General features: G+C 65.7%; 19 protein-coding genes. 11 read left to right on the top strand and 8 right to left on the bottom strand.

Translation table 11 applies throughout. The features are described from left to right. Positions 1 to 73 precede the first annotated feature (73 nt). Positions 74 to 754 (bottom strand): PhaM family polyhydroxyalkanoate granule multifunctional regulatory protein, encoded by a 681-nt coding sequence (locus tag AC1MEM_RS01080; RefSeq protein WP_499474852.1) that lies wholly within the window; start codon positions 752 to 754, stop codon positions 74 to 76. A gap of 161 nt (positions 755 to 915) precedes the next feature. Here AC1MEM_RS01080 and AC1MEM_RS01075 point away from each other — a divergent pair, with 161 nt between their 5' ends. The 5 genes from AC1MEM_RS01075 (at position 916) to AC1MEM_RS01055 (ending at position 7,950) form a co-directional block, all read left to right on the top strand. Continuing rightward, the gene (locus AC1MEM_RS01075) at positions 916 to 1,980 is read left to right on the top strand and encodes a DUF3108 domain-containing protein (protein WP_499474851.1); all 1,065 of its coding nucleotides are present in this window, start codon (positions 916 to 918) and stop codon (positions 1,978 to 1,980) included. 2 nt (positions 1,981 to 1,982) lie between these two features. Then, positions 1,983 to 2,726 carry a DUF3108 domain-containing protein gene (locus AC1MEM_RS01070; protein WP_499474850.1) on the top strand — a complete coding sequence of 248 codons (744 nt, stop codon included), beginning with the start codon at positions 1,983 to 1,985 and terminating at the stop codon, positions 2,724 to 2,726. Between the two features lie 321 nt (positions 2,727 to 3,047). Continuing rightward, positions 3,048 to 4,418: a hypothetical protein gene (locus AC1MEM_RS01065; protein ID WP_499474849.1), complete on the top strand. Its 1,371-nt coding sequence runs from the start codon at positions 3,048 to 3,050 to the stop codon at positions 4,416 to 4,418. After that, on the top strand, positions 4,411 to 5,121 hold the full coding sequence (locus tag AC1MEM_RS01060) for a hypothetical protein (RefSeq protein ID WP_499474848.1): 711 nt from the start codon (positions 4,411 to 4,413) through the stop codon (positions 5,119 to 5,121). Before AC1MEM_RS01065 ends, AC1MEM_RS01060 begins: the two co-directional genes overlap by 8 nt. A 6-nt stretch (positions 5,122 to 5,127) precedes the next feature. Then, positions 5,128 to 7,950: an ATP-binding protein gene (locus AC1MEM_RS01055; RefSeq protein ID WP_499474847.1), complete on the top strand. Its 2,823-nt coding sequence runs from the start codon at positions 5,128 to 5,130 to the stop codon at positions 7,948 to 7,950. A 175-nt stretch (positions 7,951 to 8,125) separates the two neighbouring features. Here AC1MEM_RS01055 and AC1MEM_RS01050 read toward each other — a convergent pair whose 3' ends face one another. Then, positions 8,126 to 8,641 (bottom strand): CcdC protein domain-containing protein, encoded by a 516-nt coding sequence (locus tag AC1MEM_RS01050; RefSeq protein WP_499474846.1) that lies wholly within the window; start codon positions 8,639 to 8,641, stop codon positions 8,126 to 8,128. A 103-nt stretch (positions 8,642 to 8,744) separates the two neighbouring features. Between AC1MEM_RS01050 and AC1MEM_RS01045 the strand changes: the two genes are divergently transcribed. Next, positions 8,745 to 8,912 (top strand): hypothetical protein, encoded by a 168-nt coding sequence (locus AC1MEM_RS01045; RefSeq protein WP_499474845.1) that lies wholly within the window; start codon positions 8,745 to 8,747, stop codon positions 8,910 to 8,912. Between the two features lie 32 nt (positions 8,913 to 8,944). On the opposite strand, the gene AC1MEM_RS01040 is transcribed toward AC1MEM_RS01045, so the two are convergent. Continuing rightward, positions 8,945 to 13,384 carry a translocation/assembly module TamB domain-containing protein gene (locus AC1MEM_RS01040; protein WP_499474844.1) on the bottom strand — a complete coding sequence of 1,480 codons (4,440 nt, stop codon included), beginning with the start codon at positions 13,382 to 13,384 and terminating at the stop codon, positions 8,945 to 8,947. Further along, entirely contained in the window at positions 13,384 to 15,306 is a 1,923-nt protein-coding gene (locus AC1MEM_RS01035) for an autotransporter assembly complex protein TamA (protein WP_499474843.1), read from the bottom strand. The genes AC1MEM_RS01040 and AC1MEM_RS01035 overlap by 1 nt, the downstream gene beginning before the upstream one ends. Positions 15,307 to 15,468: 162 nt before the next feature. Here AC1MEM_RS01035 and queC point away from each other — a divergent pair, with 162 nt between their 5' ends. After that, positions 15,469 to 16,179, top strand: a complete 711-nt coding sequence (queC, locus tag AC1MEM_RS01030; protein ID WP_499474842.1) for a 7-cyano-7-deazaguanine synthase QueC — start codon at positions 15,469 to 15,471, stop codon at positions 16,177 to 16,179. Here queC and AC1MEM_RS01025 read toward each other — a convergent pair. Next, on the bottom strand, positions 16,172 to 16,549 hold the full coding sequence (locus tag AC1MEM_RS01025; RefSeq protein ID WP_499474841.1) for a hypothetical protein: 378 nt from the start codon (positions 16,547 to 16,549) through the stop codon (positions 16,172 to 16,174). The genes queC and AC1MEM_RS01025 overlap by 8 nt on opposite strands. A gap of 194 nt (positions 16,550 to 16,743) precedes the next feature. Here AC1MEM_RS01025 and AC1MEM_RS01020 point away from each other — a divergent pair, with 194 nt between their 5' ends. The 3 genes from AC1MEM_RS01020 (at position 16,744) to AC1MEM_RS01010 (ending at position 19,248) form a co-directional block, all read left to right on the top strand. After that, positions 16,744 to 16,977, top strand: coding sequence for a hypothetical protein (locus tag AC1MEM_RS01020; protein WP_499474840.1), 234 nt, complete (start codon positions 16,744 to 16,746; stop codon positions 16,975 to 16,977). A 132-nt stretch (positions 16,978 to 17,109) separates the two neighbouring features. Continuing rightward, complete coding sequence (locus AC1MEM_RS01015) at positions 17,110 to 17,610, top strand: hypothetical protein (protein ID WP_499474839.1); 501 nt, start codon at positions 17,110 to 17,112, stop codon at positions 17,608 to 17,610. A 252-nt stretch (positions 17,611 to 17,862) separates the two neighbouring features. After that, on the top strand, positions 17,863 to 19,248 hold the full coding sequence (locus AC1MEM_RS01010; RefSeq protein ID WP_499474838.1) for an ATP-binding protein: 1,386 nt from the start codon (positions 17,863 to 17,865) through the stop codon (positions 19,246 to 19,248). Positions 19,249 to 19,437: 189 nt separating this feature from the next. Here the strand turns inward: AC1MEM_RS01010 and AC1MEM_RS01005 are convergent, their stop codons facing one another. The 3 genes from AC1MEM_RS01005 to AC1MEM_RS00995 all read right to left on the bottom strand — a co-directional run bounded on the left by AC1MEM_RS01005 (position 19,438) and on the right by AC1MEM_RS00995 (position 22,393). Continuing rightward, a complete protein-coding gene (locus AC1MEM_RS01005; RefSeq protein WP_499474837.1) occupies positions 19,438 to 19,884 on the bottom strand; it encodes a hypothetical protein in 447 nt (148 codons plus the stop codon). Positions 19,885 to 19,954: 70 nt separating this feature from the next. After that, positions 19,955 to 21,457 (bottom strand): HD domain-containing phosphohydrolase, encoded by a 1,503-nt coding sequence (locus AC1MEM_RS01000; RefSeq protein ID WP_499474836.1) that lies wholly within the window; start codon positions 21,455 to 21,457, stop codon positions 19,955 to 19,957. A 195-nt stretch (positions 21,458 to 21,652) separates the two neighbouring features. Further along, positions 21,653 to 22,393 (bottom strand): DNA-formamidopyrimidine glycosylase family protein, encoded by a 741-nt coding sequence (locus tag AC1MEM_RS00995; protein ID WP_499474835.1) that lies wholly within the window; start codon positions 22,391 to 22,393, stop codon positions 21,653 to 21,655. A 193-nt stretch (positions 22,394 to 22,586) separates the two neighbouring features. Between AC1MEM_RS00995 and AC1MEM_RS00990 the strand changes: the two genes are divergently transcribed. After that, positions 22,587 to 23,084: a DUF3016 domain-containing protein gene (locus AC1MEM_RS00990; RefSeq protein ID WP_499474834.1), complete on the top strand. Its 498-nt coding sequence runs from the start codon at positions 22,587 to 22,589 to the stop codon at positions 23,082 to 23,084. The last annotated feature ends 23 nt before the right edge of the window (positions 23,085 to 23,107 follow it).

Genomic DNA, 23,107 nt, shown 5'->3' with positions numbered 1-23,107 from the left:
GCACGGCGAGGGCGGGTGTGATGCCCGTCAAATCAAGACATGGGCTCGGCAGGAAGGTTTTCCTGCCGCGGGGTTACGCTTTGTCGGATTTCGTACGGGAAGGTTTCTGCGAGGAAGTGCCGGACGTGCCGCCGATGTCGCCGGTCGTGGCGCTGGCGGCCGGGTCCGCTGAGGGGCCCCTGGAAGCGTTCGCCGTATTGGCGTTTCCATTGTCCTTGTCGCCGGCCGTGCTGTCAGGCGTCCCGGCGCCTGCCGGTATGGCGCTGGCAACGGCCTGGCGGAACTGGTCCTGCAGAACATTCCACCACGCGACGGCGGCCGGCATCATCGCGTCGGGTGTGGGCGCCGCAGCGGCCGCCTGCGCGCCTGCTGGCGGCGGCGTGCCCGCCTGCTGCACGCCCGCTGCGTTGAAGAAGGCCGCGAAGGGCGGCAGCGAGGCGGTCTGGTCGCCTTTCTGGCCCATGGCCTGCGCCATGCTTTCGCTCATCGATTTCAGGGTCGCGAGCGTGCCGCGCTGCACCTCCATCGCCTGGATCGAGGTGCGCAGCATCGACAGGTTCAGGTTGAGCCAGCTTTCGACGGCTTTGAGATCGGTAATGCGCTTGTCGAGCTCGTCGGTGGAGAGGGTGGGGGTGCCGAGGCCCGGCGTGGCGGCCCCGGACATGCCGGGCACGCCCATGCCGCCCCAGAGATTCTTCACGAATTCGAGCGTATCCGTCATGCCGGGCACATTCTGCGAGGGAGGTTTGAGCATGGTGGTCTCCATTGACGATATTGGTTGTCGGCCTAGCGTAGCAGATAATTAACACGCGCAGCAAACATGGCCGCGGCGCGGCTGAGCAGCAAGCGTGCACGTGGGCGAGTACACTAGGCGGCATGGGTATTGTTGCCACTATCTCACGACAGCGGCGCGCCGTGCTGCTTGGCGCACTGGTTGTCCTGTTGCACGCCGCGCTGTTTTCCTTCGTCGAAGGGAAAGTCGCGCTGCCGCGCATGGCTGCCCCGCCGGCCATGGATTTCGTGCAGGCGCGGCTACTGCCCGCGCCGCCGCCGGTGGCGCCCGCCCCGCTGGCCTTGCCCGAGCCGGCGCCATTGCCGCCGCCCCCCTTGCCGACGCTCGCCCAGGACAGTGCCCCGCTCCTGAACGCGGATGCGGTCGGGCCGTCAACCGAACCGGGCAGCGGCGGCGCGGGCGAGGGGCCGCCTGCCGAAACGCCGGCCCCCGTCGCCGTCGCGGCCGCCGATCCGCCGCCCGCGCCGGCGCCCGCGGAACCGACGCCGCCGCCGGTCCCGCAAGCGCGCCGCTACAAGGTCGACGTGCCGCCGCCCGCCAACATCACGATGGACGTGGCCCGGGTCGACGCCGACGGCACACGCTGGAACGGCGAAGCGCAGCTGAGCTGGCTATTTCACGACGACAGCTACCGGATCGACTTCGAGGCCGGCATCCGCATCGTCTTCACGCGCGTGAACCTGGCGGTGCTGACCAGCGAAGGCGCGCTGGGCGCCACCGGGTTCGTGCCCGTCAAAATGACGGAAAAACGGCGCGGGCGGGCGCTGACCGCCACCCATTTCGACTGGTCGCACGACAAGATCAGCTTCTCGTCGGCGCAAAAGACGGTACCGTTGACGCCAGGCGCCCAGGACAAGGCCAGCGTCCCGCTGCAACTGGCGGCGATCGCCCGCGGCGACCAGGGGCAGCTGAGCGGCGACATCGACATCCAGGTCGGCGAAGACCGCGACGCCGTCGTGTTCCGCTTCGTCGTGGTCGGGCAGGAAGAGATCGATACCAAACTCGGCAAGCTGCAGACGGTGCACCTGTCGCGCCCGCCGAAAGAGGGCTCCTACCGCTCGCGCCTGGACGTCTGGCTGGCGCCGGGACGGGGCTGGTATCCGGTGCAGATTCGCAATACGGAGGCCAACGGTGCAGTGACCACGCAAACCGTGAATAATATAGCCCTTACCGATACAGGAAAATGATAATGCGAAGCAATCTTCTGAAGGGCGGCGTGCTGGCCGCCGTGCTGGCCCTGGGCCCCGCCGCCCACGCGGCGGCGCCTGTCAAACACGCGGTCGAGCTGCCGCCGCCGGCCGACATCGCCTACGAATTGAATGCCCAGCAGCGTGGCTTCGGCCTGAAGGGCGAGGCCCTGATCGCCTGGCGCGGCGGCGACGGCAAGTACGAGGTGAATGTCGAAGCGCGCGTGCCGCTGATCGGCAAGCTGACCGAATACCGCAGCCGCGGCGCAGTCGACCCCTACGGCCTCGCGCCCGACGAATTCTACGAAAAGCGCTACCGCAAGGACGCCACCACCACCGCGTTCAATCGCGACAGCAAGACGATCACCTTCACCGACGCCAAGGAGCCCTACGCCATGAAGGGCGGCGAGCAGGACCGCGCTTCGGTAACCTGGCAACTGGCCTCGGTGGCGCGCGCCGCGGGCGAAGCGAAGTTCAAGCCCGGCAGCGAGTGGAATTTCATCGTCGCCGGCCGGCGCGATGCCGAGCCCTGGACTTTCAAGGTCATGAAACGCGAAAAGATCCAGACCGGGATGGGCGAGCTCGACACGGTGCTGGTGACGCGCCAGCCGCGGGGCGAGGGCAAGACCGAGGGCGTCGATATCTGGCTGGCGCCGGGGCAGGAGTGGTATCCGGTCAAGTTGCGTTTCCGCGACGACGACCGGGAGGCGATCGAGCAGACGGTGACCAGGATTATGCGCAAGTAGAGGGCGCGCGGTTACGACAATTCGAATGGCAGCGATCACCGCGTGGACGGCGGAGCCGTCCACCCTACGGCCGATGCGTAACGTAGGGTGGGCCTCGGCGGCCCCGCGGTCCCCCGCCCACGCGGTGATACGCGACGCCCGCCCCTCGAAAACGCACCGCGACCGAATTGCAAGCCCGATCCAGCAACTGTGTCATTCCCGCCAAGCCGTCCGCTTCCCCTCCTAGTTGCCGGTTCTTAACTGTTATACTTGGCGCCCTCGCGGAAAAGCAGGGCCATCACAGGCCACCTGATATTCCGCGCTCGCAAACTGGTATCCCCTATGATCGACATACAGGCAGGCGCGGCCCTTGCCGCTGAATCCCATGGCACGGCGCAGGATGACGACCCGCTCGCCGCGCACTTCCAGCACGGCATCGCGCCGGACGAAATCGAGCAGGTGTTCCACCTCAAGCGCGCGCAGCCGATGCTGTCCGCGTTCACGGCCCTGTTCCACGGCACCCAGGACGGCGTTCTCGTGCGCCTGCTGGTGCTGCGCGAACTGGCGGCCGACACCGGCAGCTCGGCGTTTTCGCGCGCCGACATCAATACCAAACTGGCTTACCTCATCCCGGAAAGCCTGGAAACGGTGCTGAACCGCCTGCGTACCCACGGCCTGCTGGCCTGGGACGCGCCGAGCGCCGTCTACCGCATCACGCCGCTGGCCCGCAACGTGTTGTCCGCGCTGGACACCCTGATCGCGCTCGCCAAGCCGGAAGAAGACGATGCCGAGATGGGCTTCCTGCTGTCGCAGGTGGCCGGTGCCCAGGCGGTCGGCGGCGTCACGGTCGAACAGTTGCGGCACCTGCTGGGACGCCTGATCGAACTGACCGAGGAGTTCCGCGATGCGATCGCTTCCGGTTCCGAATTCAAGCTGCGCAATTCGCAGGCGAAGTGGCACATGGCCTGTGATTGGGTCGAGAAGGGCTCCGTGATCCTGCGCGCGATCACGTCGGACGAACGCGCGGATTCCGCGACCCACAAGGCGGCGCAGGCGATCGGCCGCGCCCAGAGTGCGCTCCTGAACATGCAGGGCATGTTCTCGCGCGCCCTGAACCAGATCGAGCGCCAGCGCGTGCACCTCGGCCAGTCCGGCCTGTCGACCACCGACGTCAAACGCTGGCTGCTGGCGCACGAAGACCTGGCCAGCCTGGCGGCGGACGCGATCGACCGCCCGGTGGTGCCGCTGTTCGGCACGCCGGCCGAGATGATCGACGTCGCCGAAACCGAACTGCTCACCGAGCGCGTGACCGTCATCGGGCCGAAGGGCCTGCCGAACGGCGAGGACGCGCCGCTGACGATCAACGACAACCCGGCGATGCAGGCCGAACTCGACGACTGGATCAACAAGCTGGCCGACTTCGCCAATCTCGGCAACTTCCCCGAGTTTTCCGAGACCGGCCCGAAGAAAGTGCAACTGCACGAGTCGCTGCTGCCGGCCGGCTTCGCGGTCGCTTCCTACCGCGCCTCGCTCTTGCCGCTGCTGGGCGACGCCTCCGAGGCGAGCCTGCAGGGCGCGACGGCCGAACTGGCGCGCCTGCCGATCCGCTTCGAGCCGCTTGATGAGATGGTCCAGCTGGACGATCCGGAAGTCGCGGCGATGTCGTTTGCAACCCTCTCACTGAACCTGGAACTGGGCCCGGAACATGAATGACGATGCACAAATCCTGATCGCGCGCCTGCTGACGCACCAGACGCTGCGCCGCGACGACAAGATGGTCAAGCGCGCGCTGTCGGACGAGCAGTTCCGCATCGAAGTCGACAAGCGCCTGCTGGAATGCGGCCTGAAACTGCTCGACAACGTGTATGCCGACCACGTGACGATCGCGCTGCACCGCAATGTCGAGCCGAAGATCTTCGGCGCCAAGGACATCTGGCAGAACAATAATTTCGGTCTGACGCGCGACGGCGTGGCCTTGTTGGTCGTGCTGTGGGCGCAGATCATTCTCCCGAAGCGCGAGCGCCAGGAGACCCACACCACGGTCATCGACGACCAGAACGACCTGTTCGACAAGGACAGCCCGATCCCGCGCGCCGAAGACACCTCGATCGGCATCTCGTACACGGCGCTGCTGTCGGACTTCGGCGACAAGCTGGGCAAGAAGACGCGCATGGACATGAACCTGGGCCAGCTCTCGAAACTCGGCTTCATCGAGCGCCGCGGCGACGTGATCCTGGAGGGCCCGCTGCTCGACCTGATGATGGACACCGACGTGCTCAAGGAACGCATCATCAACGGTGCCCTGTCCGACGTGTTCAAGCGCGCGCCGCTGGCCGTGGCGCCGCGCAAGGTCGCAGCTGCCAACGACTCCGCCAACGACGCAGACGCTGTAGAGCCTCTCGAACCATCGAACTGAGACACTATGTTCCACATCAAATCACTCGAACTGGTCCACTGGGATTACTGGCAGCGGATCAAGAACATCCCGCTCGACGCCAAGATCATCACCATCGCCGGCCAGAACGGCTCCGGCAAGACGACCCTGCTCGACGCGCTGCGCACCCTGTTCGGCCTCGATTGCTCGATGGGCCGCACCTATAAACACTATGCGCGCCACTCGGGCCAGCAAAGCGCCTGGATTCGCGCCGTGGTCGACAACAAGCCGGTCGGCCGCCAGCTGTCGAACCGGCCCTTCCGCCATTCCGGCTTTTTCGCCGACGACGAAGTCACGCTCTTCTGCCAGGTGCAGAAGAACGGCGGCGACTGGAAACGCCAGTACCTGATGCGTCCCGGGAACGTCAACATCGAGGAAGTGACCGAAGCGACTGACTGGCTCGGCGTCGAGAATTATCGCAAGCGCCTGGCCTCGGCAGGCCTGTCGCCGGCGATGTCGAAAGTGCTGGCGCTGGAGCAGGGCGAGACGGATAAACTGTGCGAATACGCGCCGCGCCAGCTGCTGGACCTGGTGTTCCAGGTCTTCGGCGACAAGGAAGTGCTGGACGCCTATGACGAAGCGAAGCGCCACCAGCGCGACACCGAGACGGAACTGAAGCGCTTCGAAGCCGAACTGGAAACCTCGCGCGTCAACCTCGAGGGCCTGCGCCTGCGCGTGGCCAACTACCACCAGTGGGAAGGGTTGCACAAGGAAAGGCGCGACCTGAAAGAAGAAGTGCTGCCCAGCCTCGAGTACCACGAGGCGCGCGAAAAGGCCGCCAACATCAGCCGCGCGCTGCACGAGCAGAGGAAACCACTGGCGCAGGTCGACAGCGTGCTGGCCGAGAAACGCCAGGCGCTCGCGCTTCAGCAGCGCGCGCTGACCGAGGCGCAGCAGCAGGAAACCCTGCTGGAACAGGAAGGCACCGCGCTGGCCAGCCGCCTCACCCAGATCAACAGCCGGATCAAACCGCTGGAAAACCTGGTCGAGCAAAAGGAACGCCTGCAAAAGCTGGCGGCGGAAGCCGGCGCCGACATGGCGCAAGTGGCGACCCAGCTGGAAGAAAAGGAAGCGGAGCTGGCGCGCCAGAAGGCCGCACGCGAAGCGCTGGGCGCAAAGATCGCCGCGGAGATGGCGACCATCTCCGCGCTGCAGGGCAAGAGCGCGATGCCGGAGCCGGAAGCCCAGCGCCTGATGCGCCGCGCGCTGCGCGACGAAGGCATCCCGCACGCCATGCTGTCCGATATCGTCGAAGTGACGGATCCGAAGTGGCAGGGGGCAGTCGAGGGTGTGCTGGGCGGTTACGCCTCGGTCGTGCTGCTCGAGCGCGCCAAGGATGCGCCGGCGGCGTATCGCCTGGCGGAGAAGGAGCGCTATCGCCACTTCATCGTCCCGGACTGCGTCGAAGCACCGAAGATGAAGGACGACAGCCTGCTGTCGGTCGTGCACTTCTCGGCCCCGGCGCCGGGCTGGCTGATCGATCAGCTGGCGCGCATCGACCGCGTCGACTCGGTCGATGCCGGCTTCAAATCGGGCACCGAAGAGTGGATCACCCCGGACGCCTATCACCGCGAACGCCGCGGTGGCCGCTCGCTGTTCGTCGAGCCCTCGCGCTACCGCTTCGGCGCCGCCGGTAAAACCCAACGTTTGGAAGCGATCCAGAAATCGCTGCCGGCACTGGAAGCGAAAGAGGACGCGCTGACGCTCACGATCAGCAAGCTGGCCGCCGAAGTGGGCGCGCTCAAAGCCCGTATCGCGGGTGTCGACGCAGCCAAGGAATTGGCGGCACGCCAGGCCGAGTTCGAGGAAGCGGCACGCTCGATCGCACCGATCAAGGCCGAGCGCCTGGAAGTCGGCGCGCGCCTGGGCGAGCTGCAGACGCTGACGAAAAACGCGACGGTCGCGCGCACCCGGGCCGACACCGTCTGGCAGAACGCGCGCATGGCGCTGTCGGAAGCGGAAGCGGGCCTGCGCCTGAACCACCGCCGCCAGATCGAGCAGCGCAGCGAGCACGCGCAGGCGCTGCTGGCGCTGCGCCGCGGCTGGAAGAATATTCCGGCGGCCTGGAAGCGCCCGGCACGCCGCGCGGCTTTGGTCGCGCAGCACCAGAACGCGCACCAGGTCAATTTGCGCGTCTCCTCGCTCGAGCACGCGCTGGCGCGCGACGACTGGGAACTCGACGCCACCGTGATCGACCAGTATGCGCGCCTGAACGACCAGCTCTCCGGGCGCCAGGTAGAAACGGAAGAACGCCGCTACCAGAACAACCGCGCGATCGAAGCGACGAGCAATGCGCGCGGCGCCTACATCGAGCGCCTGCGCTACACGATCAAGACCTATTCGAAGAACATCAAGGACCTGGGCGGCCTGGCCGGCATCGACGTGCAAGCCGACCCGGTGCGCCTCGAGAACGACGACGTGCAACTGGCGCAGGCCGGCCTGCACGTGCGTTTCAAGTTCGACGGCAAGGACCAGATCGGCATGAACGACGGCGAAGCTTCGGGCGGCCAGCAGGTGATGAAGTCGCTGGTGCTCTTGATTGGCTTGCTCAAGTCGGAAGAGGGCTCGGGCGGCTTCGTGTTCATCGACGAACCGTTTGCGCACCTGGATATCCGCAACATCCAGCTGGTCGGCGAGTTCCTCAAGAACACCGACGCCCAGTACCTGATGACGACGCCGCTGACGCACAACACCGACGTGTACGACCCTTCGGAACTGACGCTTATCACGAGCAAGAAGAAGAAGGACACGCAGTGGGCGCAGCCGATTTTCGTGCTGCAGCGAAGGAAGGAAGAGGCGAAAGCCGCGTAAGACAAAGGGGCCCGGCGGGCCCCTTTTTATTGGCTGTGTCCCTTTGTACCTATCGTATGAAACCTCTATCCGTAGGGTGGACTCTTGAGTCCACGCGGTACGGCGTATGCAGGTCGAAATGCTTTCGCGATCGGGAAGCGTTGCACCGCGTGGACTCAGGAGTCCACCCTACGAATCACGCCTTCTCGATCGCTTGCCGCAGCTTACGACGCCACAGCAGCAGCCCCACCGAATACGCTCCGAAGTACCCTCCTGTCAGCCCCACGCACAGCATGGTCAGCGGACTATCGGTGAACTTCGGCGCCGGCATTCCATTGCCTTGCTGGCTCGCATAAATCTCGACCCCGAGATAGAGCACGCGCGCGACCAGGATCATGGCCATCACGATCCCGAGCCGCATCGGCGGCGTGAAGAAATAGCCGCCTTCGGTATCTTCATACACCGTGCGCTTGAGCGCGAAGACGCCCCAGAACATGCCCAGCGCCGTGCCGGCCACGAGCGCGCCCAGCGCGTAAGGCCGCGTGAGCACTTCCGACAGCGACACCAGGATCATCCCGGCAAACACCAGCACGCCCGTGTAATGGCGCGACATGATCGAGCGCTGGCGCGCCATCTGCGTTTTGAGGCGCGTGTAGATGCGCCAGACGAGGATGGGCGTCAGCAGGAGCAGGGCGAGCGTGGTGATGGTCATCGAAATCGGGGAAGCTGGTTGAGTCGGAGCCGGCATTGTAACCGGGCGTCAGGCAGGAACGCGCCATGGTAAGGTGACAACACCGTTTTCAGGAGACCGACCCATGTTTGCAGCCACCCCCATCCCGGTACGCGCACATCGCGCGCCCGATCCCTTGCCCGCCGACGAGCCGGCCCCGGAACCTTTCGACCCGCCGCGCCCGCACCACACGCCGGTGCATACGCCGGCGAATGAGGATCCGGTGCCCGACCCAAAACCCAGCCTGCATTAAATAATCGAGGTCCCGCGGGACCTCGATTCACGTCAGTCGAACGCCCATGAGTACAACACATCCAGCGCCGAGTTCGTCCCCGCCTGGAACTGCAGCGTAAACTTCGGCGTCAACTTGTAGCGCAGGCGCACCAGGCTCGAAGCCGTCGTCGCACCCTGCTCGAAGCTCAGGTAGGCGCGCTTGGAAATGCGCTTACCCACCGTGACGACGGTATTCGCCAACCCTTCGGCGTCGCCGTTGCGGCCCTGGCCGATGCCCAGTTCGTCGACGCCGAGCGAATTGGCCAGCTTCGACTGGATGCCGCCCGTACCCCCTTTGCCGCCCAGCAGGGCGCCGGCCGCGGCGCTCAGCACGTCCTTCTCGTTGCCGCTCGTGCCTTCCATGCCGTGGCCCAGCACGAGCCAGGACAGCTTCTCGCTGTCGGGCACCGAGGGCGTCGACACCAGCTTCGCTTGTGGCGAGTGCGCCGTGCCGCGCACCTGTACGCCGGCTTCGACGTTCGTCTCGCTCAGCTGTTCGCCCTCGGGTCGCTTGCGCACGGCGAGGACGTCGAGCGACGGATTGTCGTACGGGCCGGCGAAGGTGATCACGCCGCGCTCGATCGCGAGCTTCTGGCCATAGGCCGCGTAGTTGCCGCTGGCGACACGGATGGTGCCGTTTACGCGCGGCGCCGCGCTCCCGACCATGCGCACGCGAGCGCTGCCCTCGAGCATGGCGTCGATACCGAGGCCGCGCAGGTGGAAGTTGTCGCCCAGGTCAGCCCGCAGGTCGACCGTCAAAGGCAGCTCGCGTTCCTTCTTCTGCGGCGGAATCGGTTTGCCGCGGCCGAGCACGATGACGTCGTCGGAGATCGTCGGCCGGCCCTGCGGGGCGAATTCGATCAGCGCGCGGTCGGCCTTGAAACGGCCCTCCAGCGAGAAGCGGCTGGCGTCGCGCACCAGCGCCGCAGTGCCCGAGACGATCACGGTGCGGTCCGGACGCGACAGCGCTTCCAGATTGTCGGCCACCAGGTTCAGCTGCATCGCCGGGTCGCCTGCGCCGAAGCGGATCGAGCCGTCGGCGGTGGCGCTGCCCGACAGGCCTTGCAGGTAGAGGCGCTGCAGCACCAGCCGGTCGCCCGCGAGCTGGGCGCGCAACTGGCCATTCTGCAGGCGCACGCCCTGTTCGGGCCAGCGCACGGCCATCGCGTCGCCGTTGACGCTGCCGTTCAACACAGGCGTGCCGATGGTGCCGCCGCCGGTCACGGCCAGTTTTACACTGCCATCGACTTCGAGGTCGCGCTGGCCGGCGAAGGGCGCCAGCCAGGCGATCGAGGGCATGTCGGCATTCGCCGTCATGCGCAGCGGACTGCCGCGGTTGACCTTCCCGCCGATCATCTGGACGGTGCCGTCGACCCGCGCCGTGCCGGTGCGGGTGCCGTCGAGCGACAGCTGGGTGCGCAGCGCGCTGCCCTGCACGTCGGCGCGCACGTCGAAGGTGCGCAGGCCGAGTGCGACCGGCGTGCCGGCGCCGACCAGGGCGTCGCCGCCTTCGCGGAATACGTGCACATTGCCGGCCAGCGCGGGCGCGCCGCCGGTGGCGCTGGCTGTGCGCAGGTCGAGCGCCCAGTCGGCGCCCAGCGTCAGGTTGCCCTGCACGTTCTCATGCAGCGCTTCCGAGAACTGGCCCAGGTAATTCAGCGGGACGCCGGCTGCGGCGCCGCGGCTGTTCCAGCGCGCGCCGGTTTTGCTCAAGGTATCGATGCGCACCGTGCCGGCCGGCAGGCGGATCACCGCGCCATTGAAGGCCAGCGATTCCGGTTTCGCCAGCCCGGCGACGCCGGCTCCGGGCGCAACGCCGATGCGCAGCGGTACCGGCTGCGCCAGCGTCATCGCGAAGCGGCCCTTGTTCTGCAAGGCGGCCAGCGTGCCGGCCCAGGCATTGCCGCTCCAGCCGCCGCGCACTTCGGTCGAGGCGTCGAAATCGTCGCCGCGTGCCGCCGCGCGCAGGCTGTGCGCCGCGCGGGTACCGCTCGTTTGCAGGCTGGCTTGCGCGATGCGGGTCTCGCCGCTGGCGAATTCGGTGACCTGGATATCGCTCACCAGCGGATCGGCGCCGCCGCGGCCCGAGCCGAGGTTCGCGCTGGCGCGCAGCGTTTTCACACTGTGCTTGCCGAGCAGGCGCAGGTTCTGGCCTTCGAGATTCGCCGTCAGCGAAGGCGTGTCCATCGTGCCGCTTACGGTGCCGGCGCCGCGCAGCAGGCCGCCGTAGTCGGGACCAAGTGCACCCAGTTGCGGCGCGTCGATGCGCCAGTCGAGCCGGTCGCTGCCCGCCCCAAAACTGCCTTTCGCCGCGACCACGTTGGCGCCGACGTGCAGGTCGACATCGGCGCCCGACACATGGCGTTTATCTGCCGCCAGACGCGCATAGCCCCACAGCGGAGATTTGGCCAGCGTCGATTCTTCGAGTTTCAGGTTCAGGGCCCCGCGCCAGTCCGCGCCGGAGCGGCCGCTGGCATCAAAAGCGCCGTTGATGGAACCGGGCAGCGGGCTGCCGAAAGCGGCCGGATCGAAGCGCGCCATGTTGCCGCTGCCCTTGGCCTCGACGAAACGCGCGCCTTCGCCGCCGGCCAGCCAGGCTTCGCCGCTCACGTGCAGCTTGCTGTTGTTGGCCTTGCGCTGGGCCGCGACCCAGCCCATGCCGGTCGCGTCGGCGACAAAGGTGGTGCGCGGATTGGCCATGGTGCCGGTGATGACGCCGCTGGCATCCACGGCGCCGTACAGGTCGGCGCGCAGGGTCGCCAGCTGGCGGCCGTCGACGCGCCAGGCCAGGCGTTCGCCCGGGGCGCCGAACGCGCCGTTCAGGTTGACCGTGTTCTGGCCCAGCGCCACATTCGCATCGACGCCCGTGACGTGTTTCGCATCGGCCGTCAGCTTGCCCTTGCCCGACAGCGGCTGGTCGAACAGCCGGCTCGGACGCAGCGCGAAATCGGTATTCACCTTCCACGCGGGCGCCAGCACGCCGTTCGCGTTGACGAGGGCATTGATGTCGGCCTGCGGATAGTCGCCCAGCGCAGCCGGATTGAAGCGGCTGGCATTCGCCGTGACCTTGAAAGCTTTATCGTCGTCCAGCTTCATGTTGCCGGCGAGGGCAACGCTGCCGCTGCCGGCCGACAGGTGGGCCTCGGAGACGTCGACCATATTGTTTTCGAGCTTCGCCTTGGCCGTCAGGCGCAGGCCGCTCTCGACCAGGCGCACGTCGAGCGACTGCACCTTGCCGACGTTCGCCACCGCGATGTCGCCGGCGATTTTGGTCGGCTTCATGCTGCCGTGGATGCCTTTCAAATCGAAGCGGTCGGTATGCAGGGCGAAGTTGGCGGTGCCGAGGCCCGCTTTATCTTCACCACGCTGCACGCTGCCGCTGCCCGTAAAACGTCCGGCCTGGCCGAAGTCGAGCACCACGTCGGCGATGCGCATCGCGTCCAGGTTGCCGCCCAGCTGGCCGCGGAAGGCGCGCAGCGGCAGGCGCTGCTGGTCGATGGTGCCGGCCGGGCCGTCGTTGACGAGGTTGACGCTGCCGGAAATGGCGCGCTGGTCGTCCAGCTTGCCCGCCAGCGACAGGGTCAGGTCCGCGGTCGGCAGGGAAGGATTGAAAAAGCCCGGATCGATATTGCGCGCGTTCAGGCTCAGGGTGCGCAGCGGGATCTCGGCAAACGGGGACAGCGTCAGGCGCGCCTCTCCGCCCGCGCGGCCCGCGTTGCCGCTGGCGTCGAGCGTCGTGAGATTGAGGTCGCCGCCGGCGCGCAGTTTCAGCTGGGCGGGCGTGGCACCCGGGCCCACATGCCCCTGCGACAGGCTGGCGTTGGCGTCCAGCTTGAACGGTTTTGTTGCGGCGATCGTGCCGGCGGCCGCGACCTGGCCCCAGGGCGTGGCGGCGGCGGCGTCGCGCAGCTCCCACTTCAGCTTGTCGCCATGCAGGCGCATGCGCACATTGGTGATTTCGGTGCTGGCGCCCTTGTTCACAAAAGTCGCTTTCGCCAGCCGCGCGTCGTCGAGCGAGATCGGGAAGGGAGACGCGAGCGAGTTCGGCATCGGCGTACGCTCGTCGGTTTGCTTCAGGGTCTCCATGCGCAGCTCGGCCGCATGCAGCGTGTTGATCTCGATGCCCTTCGAGAGCAGCTGGCGCGGTGACCAGGACAGGTCGATGTTGGTGACGGTCGCGAGCTGGGTGTCGGTGCGCCAGACGATGCGGTCGATGTGCATGGCGCCATAGATCGAGCCGCGCACGCCGGTCATCGTCAGCTTGCCGCCGGTCGAGCGCGCGGCGCGGTCGGCGATCATCTGCAGCGTCGTTTCGCGCCCCAGGTACCAGAGCGCGCCGCCGACGACACCGCCGGTAACCAGCAGGCCGATGGCGACGCGGCGCGGCCAGCGCCGTGCTTTCCGGGCGGGCGCCTGGGCCGGGGTGGGGGGAGTGGGGGTGTGATCGTCCATCAGAACGTGAATCCAAGTGAGAAGTGCAGGCGCACCTTGCGCACCGCCTGGCCGTAGGCGACGTCGACATTGATCGGGCCGACCGGGCTGCGCCAGCGCGCACCGACACCATAGCCGTATTCGGGTTTCAGGTCCTTCACCTTGTCCGCAGCATTACCCGCATCGACGAAGAAGGCCACGCCCCATGGTGGACGGAACCAGTACTGGTACTCGGCGCCGCCGGTGAGCAGGTAGCGCCCGCCGACGATGGCATCGCCTTCGCGCACGCCGAGCTGCTGGTAGCCGTAGCCGCGCACCGACTGGTCGCCACCGGCACGGAACAGGAAGGTGCTCGGCACGCCGACCTTGTCTTTCGAGACGACGGCGCCGGCCTCGCCCTTCAGGATCAGGGTGCCGCTCGTGCCCATTGGACGGTAATAGACGCCGCGCGTATAGCCGCGGATGAATTTTTCGTCGGTAAACAGCGGCAGCGGGGCGATGCCCAGTTGCCAGTTGAGCGCATAGCCGCGCGTCGGCTGCAGCAGGTTGTCGAGCTTGCGGCGGGTGACGCTGTAGGTGAGCGGAAGGCTCTTGCTGTATGCGGTGGCGATGCCTTCGACCTGGCGCTGCTCGGCCAGTGCCTCCAGGGTGATGCTGCGTTCGAGTTCCGGCGTGCCCCAGGCGCGGCGCGCGGTCACGCTGGCGGTCGTCGTCAGTTCGCCGCGCAGGTCGGTACGTTCGAAGCCGCCGCCGACGCTGTCGTTGTAGCCGTTCGGCTTCGTCGGCCAATAAAAATCGGCACGCGCCAGCTGGTGCTTCTGTTCGTAGACCAGGTCGCTCTTCATGCGCTTGCCGAACACGTTCAGGTCGTCATAGCCGAGCGAAGCGCGCCCGCCCGTATTGGTCGAGAAGCCGACGCCGATTTCGACGTTCTTCTGCTTGTTCTCGGTGACGCGCACCAGCACCGGCAGCACGGTCGGGCCGGGTGCGGTCGGGGGCTTGACGCCGGTGGCGGCGGCGCCGGGCACGGCATCCTGGCCAGTGGCGGCAGCCTGCGCGGCCGGCGCAGGGGCGCTGTCGTCGTCGTCCTTGAGCTCCTTGATCTCGGCATTGAGCACGGCGCGCATGTCGGCGCTGACTTCGACGCTGGCGAAATACCCGGTCTCCTGCAGGCGCGCCTGCAAGGCCTGCAAGGCGGCCTCGGTGTACATGTCGCCCGGCTTGATCTTGTTGAGGTTGGTGATGACCTCGGGCGGATAACGCTTCAGGCCGCGGATACGCAATTCCCCGAAACGCATTTCGGGGCCGCTGTCGATCACCACGCGCAAGGAAGCCTTGTAAGCGTCAGGGTCGACGGTGGCGCTGGTTTCGACCAGCTGGGCGCGCGGGAAGCGCGACTGCATCACTTCGCGCAGCAAATCGCGCTTGGCGCCTTCCCAGTCGGCCTGGCGGAAACGCGCGCCGACCGGCAGCGACCAGCGGTTGCGCAGGGCCGCCGCATCGTAGGGCGCGCCGCCTTTTTCGAAAGGAACAAAACCCTGCAGCACCAGGTCGATATCGCTCACCAGGGTCGGTTGGCCGGGATCGACGACGATGCGCGCGACCGCGGTGCCGCCGCTGGTGTCCAGCCCCGCGGTGACGCGCGGCGAATAGTAGCCTTCGGTGGCGATCAGGGTTTTCGCTTCCTCGGGCACGGCTTTCACCAGGCGCTGCAACTGGTCGAGGTCGACGCGCGGGTTGCCGCGCCAGCGCAGCAGGTCGAGGTTATCCTTCAGCAGGTCGTCGAGTTTGCCGGGCGCATCGATGCGCACCGTGTAATTGATCGGCCCGCTCTGCGGCTGCGGCTGCGGCTGCGCGCTTGGCGTTTGTTCGCTCAGTGCTTGCCCACCTTCCTGCTGGGCGAACGCAGTTTGCGTGCCGAGTACGGCGTACACGGACAGCATGATTTGTGCCAAAATCCGTGATTGTCCTGGCCCCGCCTGTGCGGTTCGAAGGGATGTTGCGGGAACCATGTTTCTCCGTCTCAGTATCAGTATCAATGCTGAGCGCATCTTAACGGAATTGCAAAAATGATGGCGAACGATTAACTACCGAAAATACGACACATGCACGCTCCCGACACCGCCCTCGTCCTCTTCAGTGGAGGACAGGATTCGACCACTTGCCTGGCCTGGGCCTTGCAACGTTATGCCCGCGTGGAAACCATCGGTTTCGACTATGGCCAGCGCCACGCGATCGAACTGACCGTGCGCCCGACCGTGCTCGCGCAGATGCGCGCCCTGTCTCCCGACTGGGATGCGCGCCTCGGCGAAGACCACATGATCGACCTGTCGCTGATCGCCCGTATTTCGGACACGGCGCTGACCAGCAATGTCGCCATCGAAATGCAGTCCAATGGCCTGCCGAACACGTTTGTTCCCGGCCGTAATTTGCTGTTCATGACGGTGGCGGCGACGGTGGCCTACCGGCGCGGCCTGACGGTGCTGGTGGGCGGCATGTGCGAGACCGATTTCTCGGGCTATCCGGATTGCCGCGACGACACGATGAAGGCGCTGCAGGTGGCCCTGAACCTGGGCATGGCGACGAGACTGAAAGTCGAGACGCCGCTGATGTGGATCGACAAGAAGCAGACCTGGCAGCTGGCCGAGCAGGCCGGCGGGCAAGCCCTCGTCGACCTGGTGCGCTTCGAGACCCACACCTGCTATCTCGGCGAGCGCGGCGCCCGCCACGACTGGGGCTATGGCTGCGGCACTTGCCCGGCCTGCGAACTGCGGGCGCGGGGTTATGCCCAGTTCGCGGCGGAAAAGCTTAAATAGCCACCTTGTGCACGGTGCGGTTGCGGCGTGCACGGCTGACCAGGTACCAGACCAGCGCCAGCGGCAGCAGGAGCGGGATCAGGAAGGGCACGATGGCGGCGGCCACCGCCAGGCCGGCGATCGCCAGTGCGCCGACGATCACGATCCCGACGCCCGCGAACACGACCGCCAGCACCACGCCGACCACCAGCACCACGAGCAGGCCGATCAGGGTGCCGCCGCCCGCCAGCAGGACGCCGAGCATGGCGCCAATCGGGCCATCGAATTGCTCGCCGTCGATGTGGAAACTGGCGTCGCCGAAGCTGAACAGCAAGTCCCACAGCAGCAGTGCGCACAGGAACAGGATGAGGTAGGGGACGATCTTTTTCATGGCGGGTCCTCGGTAGTGGAGTGGAATGCCTTTACTGTAGGCATGGGCGAGGCGCGATGCGAGCGGTGTGCGACGGGCGGCGTATCCGGCGGGCCGGAGCGCGGCTGGCGCCGACGAATGCCGTTCCGTTTCCGGCCTTGCAATGCACGGATCGCCGCCTATACTGACAGCCTGCTCTGTTGTAGGAGGGACCCATGCATGTCGTCAATTCAACGATGAAGGTGCATCGCAGCGCGCCACTCTCAATCCGGCTGCACACTCGCCTGGGCGGAGGACCGAAGGGTCCGCCATCGGCCCCGCCGGCCATCCCGCCCATCATCATCAACCCCTTCAATCGCGAAGCGCCGAAAGAGCGCATCATCGACCCGTTCCGCACGCCGCCGCCACCGCCGGCGCGCCCGCCCGGCCTGCCCAGCATGCGCATGTGAACCTGTGCCGCCCGGCATCCTGTTTCTGCAAAACCAATCCGCGCTTCTTAATCGTTTGCTATCGCGCCGGACCTGCTGTTCCTCTATGATCTTACCTTTAGGCGATAGCCTTACAGAAGGAAGCAGCGAGCGATGAACGACGAAGTATCTGACCTGGATCCGGGCGAGGACGATGCGCCGGTGCAGGAACCGCGCCTGTGGCAAGGCAATGGCTGGACCGCACGCGTAATCAAGAACGAGGACGACGAAGGCTGGGCCGTCGCCATGTACAAGGATGGCGAACGGGAGCCGGCGCTGGTCGGTCCGTGGACGATGGGCCGCGACAAGAAGAACCCGAAGCCGCTCGACGTCAACGCCTTCAATACGCTGATCAAGACGGCCTCGGAAGTCATCCGCCGCCATGAGCAGCACCTGCATGCGATGCTGCACAAAAGCACCGTGGTGTCGACCGAACAGGGCGAGCTGAAGGTCACGCTCGACATCAAGCCGGACGACGACGACCCGTATGCCGTGCTGGCCGCGACCGACGAGATGGGCGAGCAGGTGGCGCAGGTGCGCGTGGCGGCGAGCTTCAAGCTGACGCCGGGTTCGGCGCAGGCCTGGATCGAGAACGGGTTCAAGGCGCCGCGCTAAGCGCTATCCATCATGGTATCGCTCCCGCGACGCCGCTGTACGTAGGGTGGGCGCCTGTGCCCACCGAACCGTGGCGTCACGTTGGCGTGACAACGCAGCCAACACGACGCGAAATCCGGTGGGCACGGGGCGCCCACCCTACTCGAATTCAAGCGGCGCGGAACTTTCAAGCCACAGTTTCATGCGAGAAACGTGCGTTCCGGCCCGCCCACTGCTAATATTTCCCTTGAGAATTAATATCAAGGGAAGCCAATGGAACGTCTTGACCGGCTGGAAGCGGTTCAGTCGATGCTGCTCGAAATCGGGCAGACCTCGACCAGCTGCAGCGACATCACCGAATTCATCCGCGCCGTGCACGGCGCGCTGGGCCGCATCATGTATGCGGCGAACTTCTATGTCGCCTTGTCCGACCGCGACGAGGGCACGGTGCGCTTCGTCTACTTCGTCGACGAATCCGACGAAGGCCCGCCGCTGAACCATCCTGTCCAGCTCGCCTCTCCGGACGAATCGCCCACCGCCTGGGTCATCCTGAACCGCCAGAGCCTGGTCGTCACCGCTGCCGATTTCAAGGCGCGCCTGAACTTCGGCGCCGGCAGCGCGGCCGAACACTGGATGGGTTGCCCGCTGCTCGACCAGCAGCACCTGCCGCTGGGCGCGATCGTGATCCAGAGCTATACCCCGGAACACACCTACAGCGACGAAGACCAGGCCCTGTTCGGCGTGATCGCGAACCACGTCTCGGTCGCGCTGCAGGGCCTGCAAAGCATGGACCGGCTCGAGCGCGCCGTGCACGAGCGTACCGCGCAGCTGGAAGAACAAAACGCGGCCCTGAACGTTGCGCTGACCCAGCTGCAGCAGGCGCAGGGCGAACTGGTGCGCCAGGAAAAGCTGGCCTCATTGGGCCGCCTGGTGGCCGGCGTCGCGCACGAAATCAACACGCCGCTCGGCATCTGCGTGACGGCAACGAGCCACCTGGTCGAAGAACTGCGCCTGACGCGCGAAGAACTCGGCGCCGGCGAGATGACCGAGGACAGCCTCCATTCCTTCCTCGACATCGTCGATCAGTCGCTGCGCATCATGACCACCAACACCCAGCGCGCGGCAGCCCTCGTGCGCAGTTTCAAGCAGGTGGCGGTGGACCAGTCCTCGGACGACATCCGCAGTTTCAACCTGCGTAGTTATTTGAACGAAGTGCTGCTGTCGCTGCAGCCGAAACTGAAGGGCCGGCCGGTGAAAGTGACGGTGGACTGCCCGGCGGACCTGGTGCTGGAAAGCTATCCGGGCGCAGTGTCGCAGATCGTCACCAACATGCTGATGAATTCGCTGGTGCACGGCTTCGAGGAGCGCGAGCAGGCCGGCACGATCACGATCCGCGCGGCGCTGGAAGGCGATGCCGTCTCGCTCTCCTATGCGGACGATGGCGCCGGCATGGACCGCGACACGCTCGATAAACTGTTCGATCCCTTCTTCACGACCAAGCGCGGCAACGGCGGCAGCGGGCTCGGCGCGCACATCCTGTACAACCTGGTGACGGGGGCGCTGGGCGGCAGCGTGCACGCGGACAGCGCGCCGGGGGAGGGCTTGCGCTACGAATTGAGTTTTCCGCGCAGCCGGCGGGCGGAGAAGCTGGCGGCGTGATGTAGGGTGGTCGGCTCCACCCGACCAGCCGCATCGACGCGGCCGGTGCGCCGCCCACGCGTTCAACGCACGCAGGCAGGTCGCGAGGTTTCCGAAGCTGGTTGAACGCGTGGGCGGCGTTCAAGCCGCAGGCACGTCGTAGGCCAGGGTGTAGCCGCCCACCCTACGGCGTGCACCGGAATCGGGTTCCTAGCAGCCCAGCTCGGTGTAACGCGTGCGCAGCACGAACAGCTTGCGCTGCACTGCCGGCTTGTCGAGTTTGTCCGCTGCCGCTTCCATTGCTTCAGTGCGCAGCAGGACCGGGTCGAGCTGGCGGCATTCGGCCTGCGCTGCCGAATCGAGAAGTGTGCGGCGGCGATATAGTTCGAATTGCGCCGGCGTCATGCCGCTGATTGGCCTGAGGGCTTGCGCAAACAGTTCGCGACGGCGCTCCTCCAGCACGTCCGGCCCGATGCGTTCCTGGCCGCTGAGCTTGCTTACACCGCGGCTGGGAACCACGACGAGCCGCTCCGCGCCCAGGCAGGGCTTGTCAGAGTAGGAAGTAATCTTGCCGTTTGTGCACTTATACATCGTGCGCGATGGCGGCGGCAGCTGCTGGGCGATCGCAGGAATTGCGCACGAGACAAGCGCAATCAAGACGCCGATCCGGCCTCGTGCCTGCGAGCATGGCGTGCTGCCGGCGCATGTCCGGCGGCTCATGGCCGGATCAATCCGGCCACTGCCGGTTGATCTGCACCGCCTTGTCCATATTCTTGATCAGCAAATCGACATACACCGGATCGAGGTGGTGGCCGGCGACTTCGCGCAGGTAGTCGGTCACCTGTTGCACCGGCCAGGCATCCTTGTAGACGCGCTTGTGGCTCAGGGCGTCGAACACGTCGGCGACCGCGACGATGCGCGCGTACGGGTGGATGTCTTCACCCTTCAAACCCTGCGGGTAGCCGCTGCCGTCGTATTTTTCGTGATGCTGGTGGGCGATGACGGCGGCGGCTTTCAAAATCGGGCGGCTCGAGCCGTCCAGGATCTGCAGTCCGACCGTCGGGTGCTGCTTCATGACTTCCCATTCTTCCGGCGTCAGGCGGCCCGGTTTGAGCAGCACCGCGTCGGGCGTGGCGATCTTGCCGATGTCGTGCATCGGGGCCGCATGCATCAGCACGGCCGTCTCGTCCTCCGGCAAACCGGAGGCCTGGGCCAGCAGGTGGCAGACCTGCGCCATGCGGCGCACGTGGTTGCCGGCCTCGTTCGAGCGCGATTCGACCACGTCGCCCAGGCGCAGGATCAGTTCGGCTTGCGTGTCGGTGATTTCCTGGTTCAGCAGGATGTTGTCGAAGGCAATCGCCACGCCCGAGCAAAACACTTCCAGCAACTGCGCATCGATGTCGGAAATTTCCTCGACACCTTGCAGCACCAGCAGGGAGGCCTTGCCGCTATTGTTCGGGAAATAGCCGACATAAGTGTCGCCGTGGAGCTTCGAGATTCTGTTATGGCGCGCCTCGTCCAGCTGCGCTACCAGGGCCGGGTCGATGGCGTCGCCGAACTCGCCGATCTTGGCCAGCACTTCGTACTGGCTTTCGCCCGTGATCATGCTCGCGCCCTTCAGGCGCAGCAGCATGCTTTGCTCGAGGCGCAGCAGGGCGACCACTTGCTGCAGCAGGCCGCTGGCGAAATCCTTCAAATTGCGCTGCTTGAAGATGTGCGAGGAGGCGGCCAGCACGCGCTCGAGGCCTTCGCGATAGCTCACCTGCACGCGGCGGGCGTCCTCGACCTTCATGATGTCGCGGTAGGCGCGCAGGGCGGCGAAGGTCGTGGTGAACAGTTTTGTCCGGTCGAGCTCGGTCTTTTCCTTGTAATCGTTGATGTCGTAATCGACGATCACGCGCTCTTCCGGCGCCTGGCCGGGCTGGCCGGTGCGCAGGACGATGCGGCTGAACTGGTTGTCCAGGTCCTGGCGCATCCAGCGCGCCACTTCCAGGCCGCTGTCTTCGCGCTCCATCACCACGTCGAGGAAGACCAGCGCGATATCGCTTTCGCGCGCCAGGATTTCCTTGGCCTCGGCGCCGCTGTAGGCGTGCAGGAAGCTCAGAGCCCGGCCGTCGAGACGGAAGCGGTTCAGCGTGAGCTTGGTGATGTCATGGATATCCGGCTCATCATCGACGAGCAAAACTTTCCAGGGCGCGAGCTTGGGCGTGGCGGCAGACAAAAAAGACATGGTGCTTCCGATACCGTAAGGGAGTCGATACGAGCGAACAAGGGCAGCCCTATTGAGAGCGACGCTCTTATATACATGCGGCTTGAATCGATTGTAGTACGGCTACGCAGCATTAACAACAGGCAATATATTGGGACATAAGGTAAGGAATGCAGAAGTGTTGGGTGGATGAGTCAATAGCTTTTAGTTATATCTTCAGGTATATCGCTTCTGGCAGCGTTCACAGAAGAAGCTGCGCCGGTTGGTACGGCCGAGGTGGGCCTTGGTAAATGGAATGTCGCAGCGTGGACAAATCTTTTTGGCATGGGCCAGCCAATGCTTCTTGAGGACATATTCGCGCTTCCAGCCGAGGAAGTCGAAACTGTATTGACGCGCCTCCTCGACCAGTGCGCGCAGTTTCGGAGCGGGCAGGGCGCCGATCGTCGACGCCGGATGGACGCGGATGCGGAACAGCACTTCGTTCTTGATGATGTTGCCCACGCCCGAAAAGATGTCCTGGTTCAGCAGCGCATCGCAGGCCAGCATGTCCGGACAGGCGCGCAGCTTCTTGCGCGCCGCCTTCGGGTCCCAGGCCTCGCCCATGACGTCGGCGCTCCAGTCGTACTGGCTGTCGAGGTCGAGATCGATCTCGCGCACCGCGCAGGCATACAGGTTCAGCACATCGCCCTCGGCGGTACGCAGGTAGAGGCGCGGCGTTTTTCCTTCGCGCTCCTCGTTCACGCGGTAGGTGCCGAACAGCAGGAAATGGACACGGATCGCCATGTTCGGCAATTCGATGAGGAAGTGCTTGCCCCAGGTGCGTAGCGATACGATGGTCTGGCCGAGCATTCGCGTCGGGTCGACAGCCCGCACGTTGCCGCCGGCTTCGACGATCTGCTGGCCGACGAAGCGGGCCGTTTCTTCCTTCAAGATGACGAGCGATGGTCCTTCGGGCACGGGCATTCCTCCTTGAACCGAGTCTGCACCTGCCCGGCCGGCCCGGCTGTGCGAGGACTAACAAACGAAGGAAGAAACAGCCCACGGGTTACTAACAATCGGATACAGAATTTACTTGCCGTAGACGTCCCCAGATAGCAGGGCGCGTATATTCAATTCGTAAAAACCAGAAAATTCATAGAGAGGAATCGCCATGAAGAACGTGATCCAAACACTGGCCGCCGGTGGCCTGCTGGCGCTGGCCGCGGGCGCCGCCTCGGCCGATGTGACCGTGAACTATATCCAGCCGGAGCACTTTTCCGACCTGCCGTTTTCCCAATGGGAACGCGATGAAGTACTCAAGGACCTGACCGAGCATTTCGCCAGCCTCGGCGCGAAACTGCCGCCTGGACAGAACCTGCGCATCGATGTGCAGGACATCGACCTGGCCGGCCGCATGCACCCGGGCCGCGGCGCGCGCGACCTGCGCGTCATCAGGAACGGGGCCGAGTGGCCGCGCATGGACCTGCATTACACCATCGAAAGCAATGGGCAAGTACTGCGCAGTGGCGATGCGCAATTGCGCGACATGAATTTCATGGACCACATCAGCCGCTACGCGGACGGCGATCGCCTGCGCTACGAGCGGCGCATGATCGACGACTGGTTCTATTCGACGATCATGCCGCGTGAACGCGCCGGGCGGCACTGAGTCTTGCTGTTGCGCTGGGCGCT

The sequence above is a fragment of the Telluria sp. AIW5 genome (assembly GCF_056680575.1).
The sequence above is the reverse complement of the archived record's forward strand: the minus strand, read 5'-3'. Positions and strand labels throughout refer to the sequence as shown.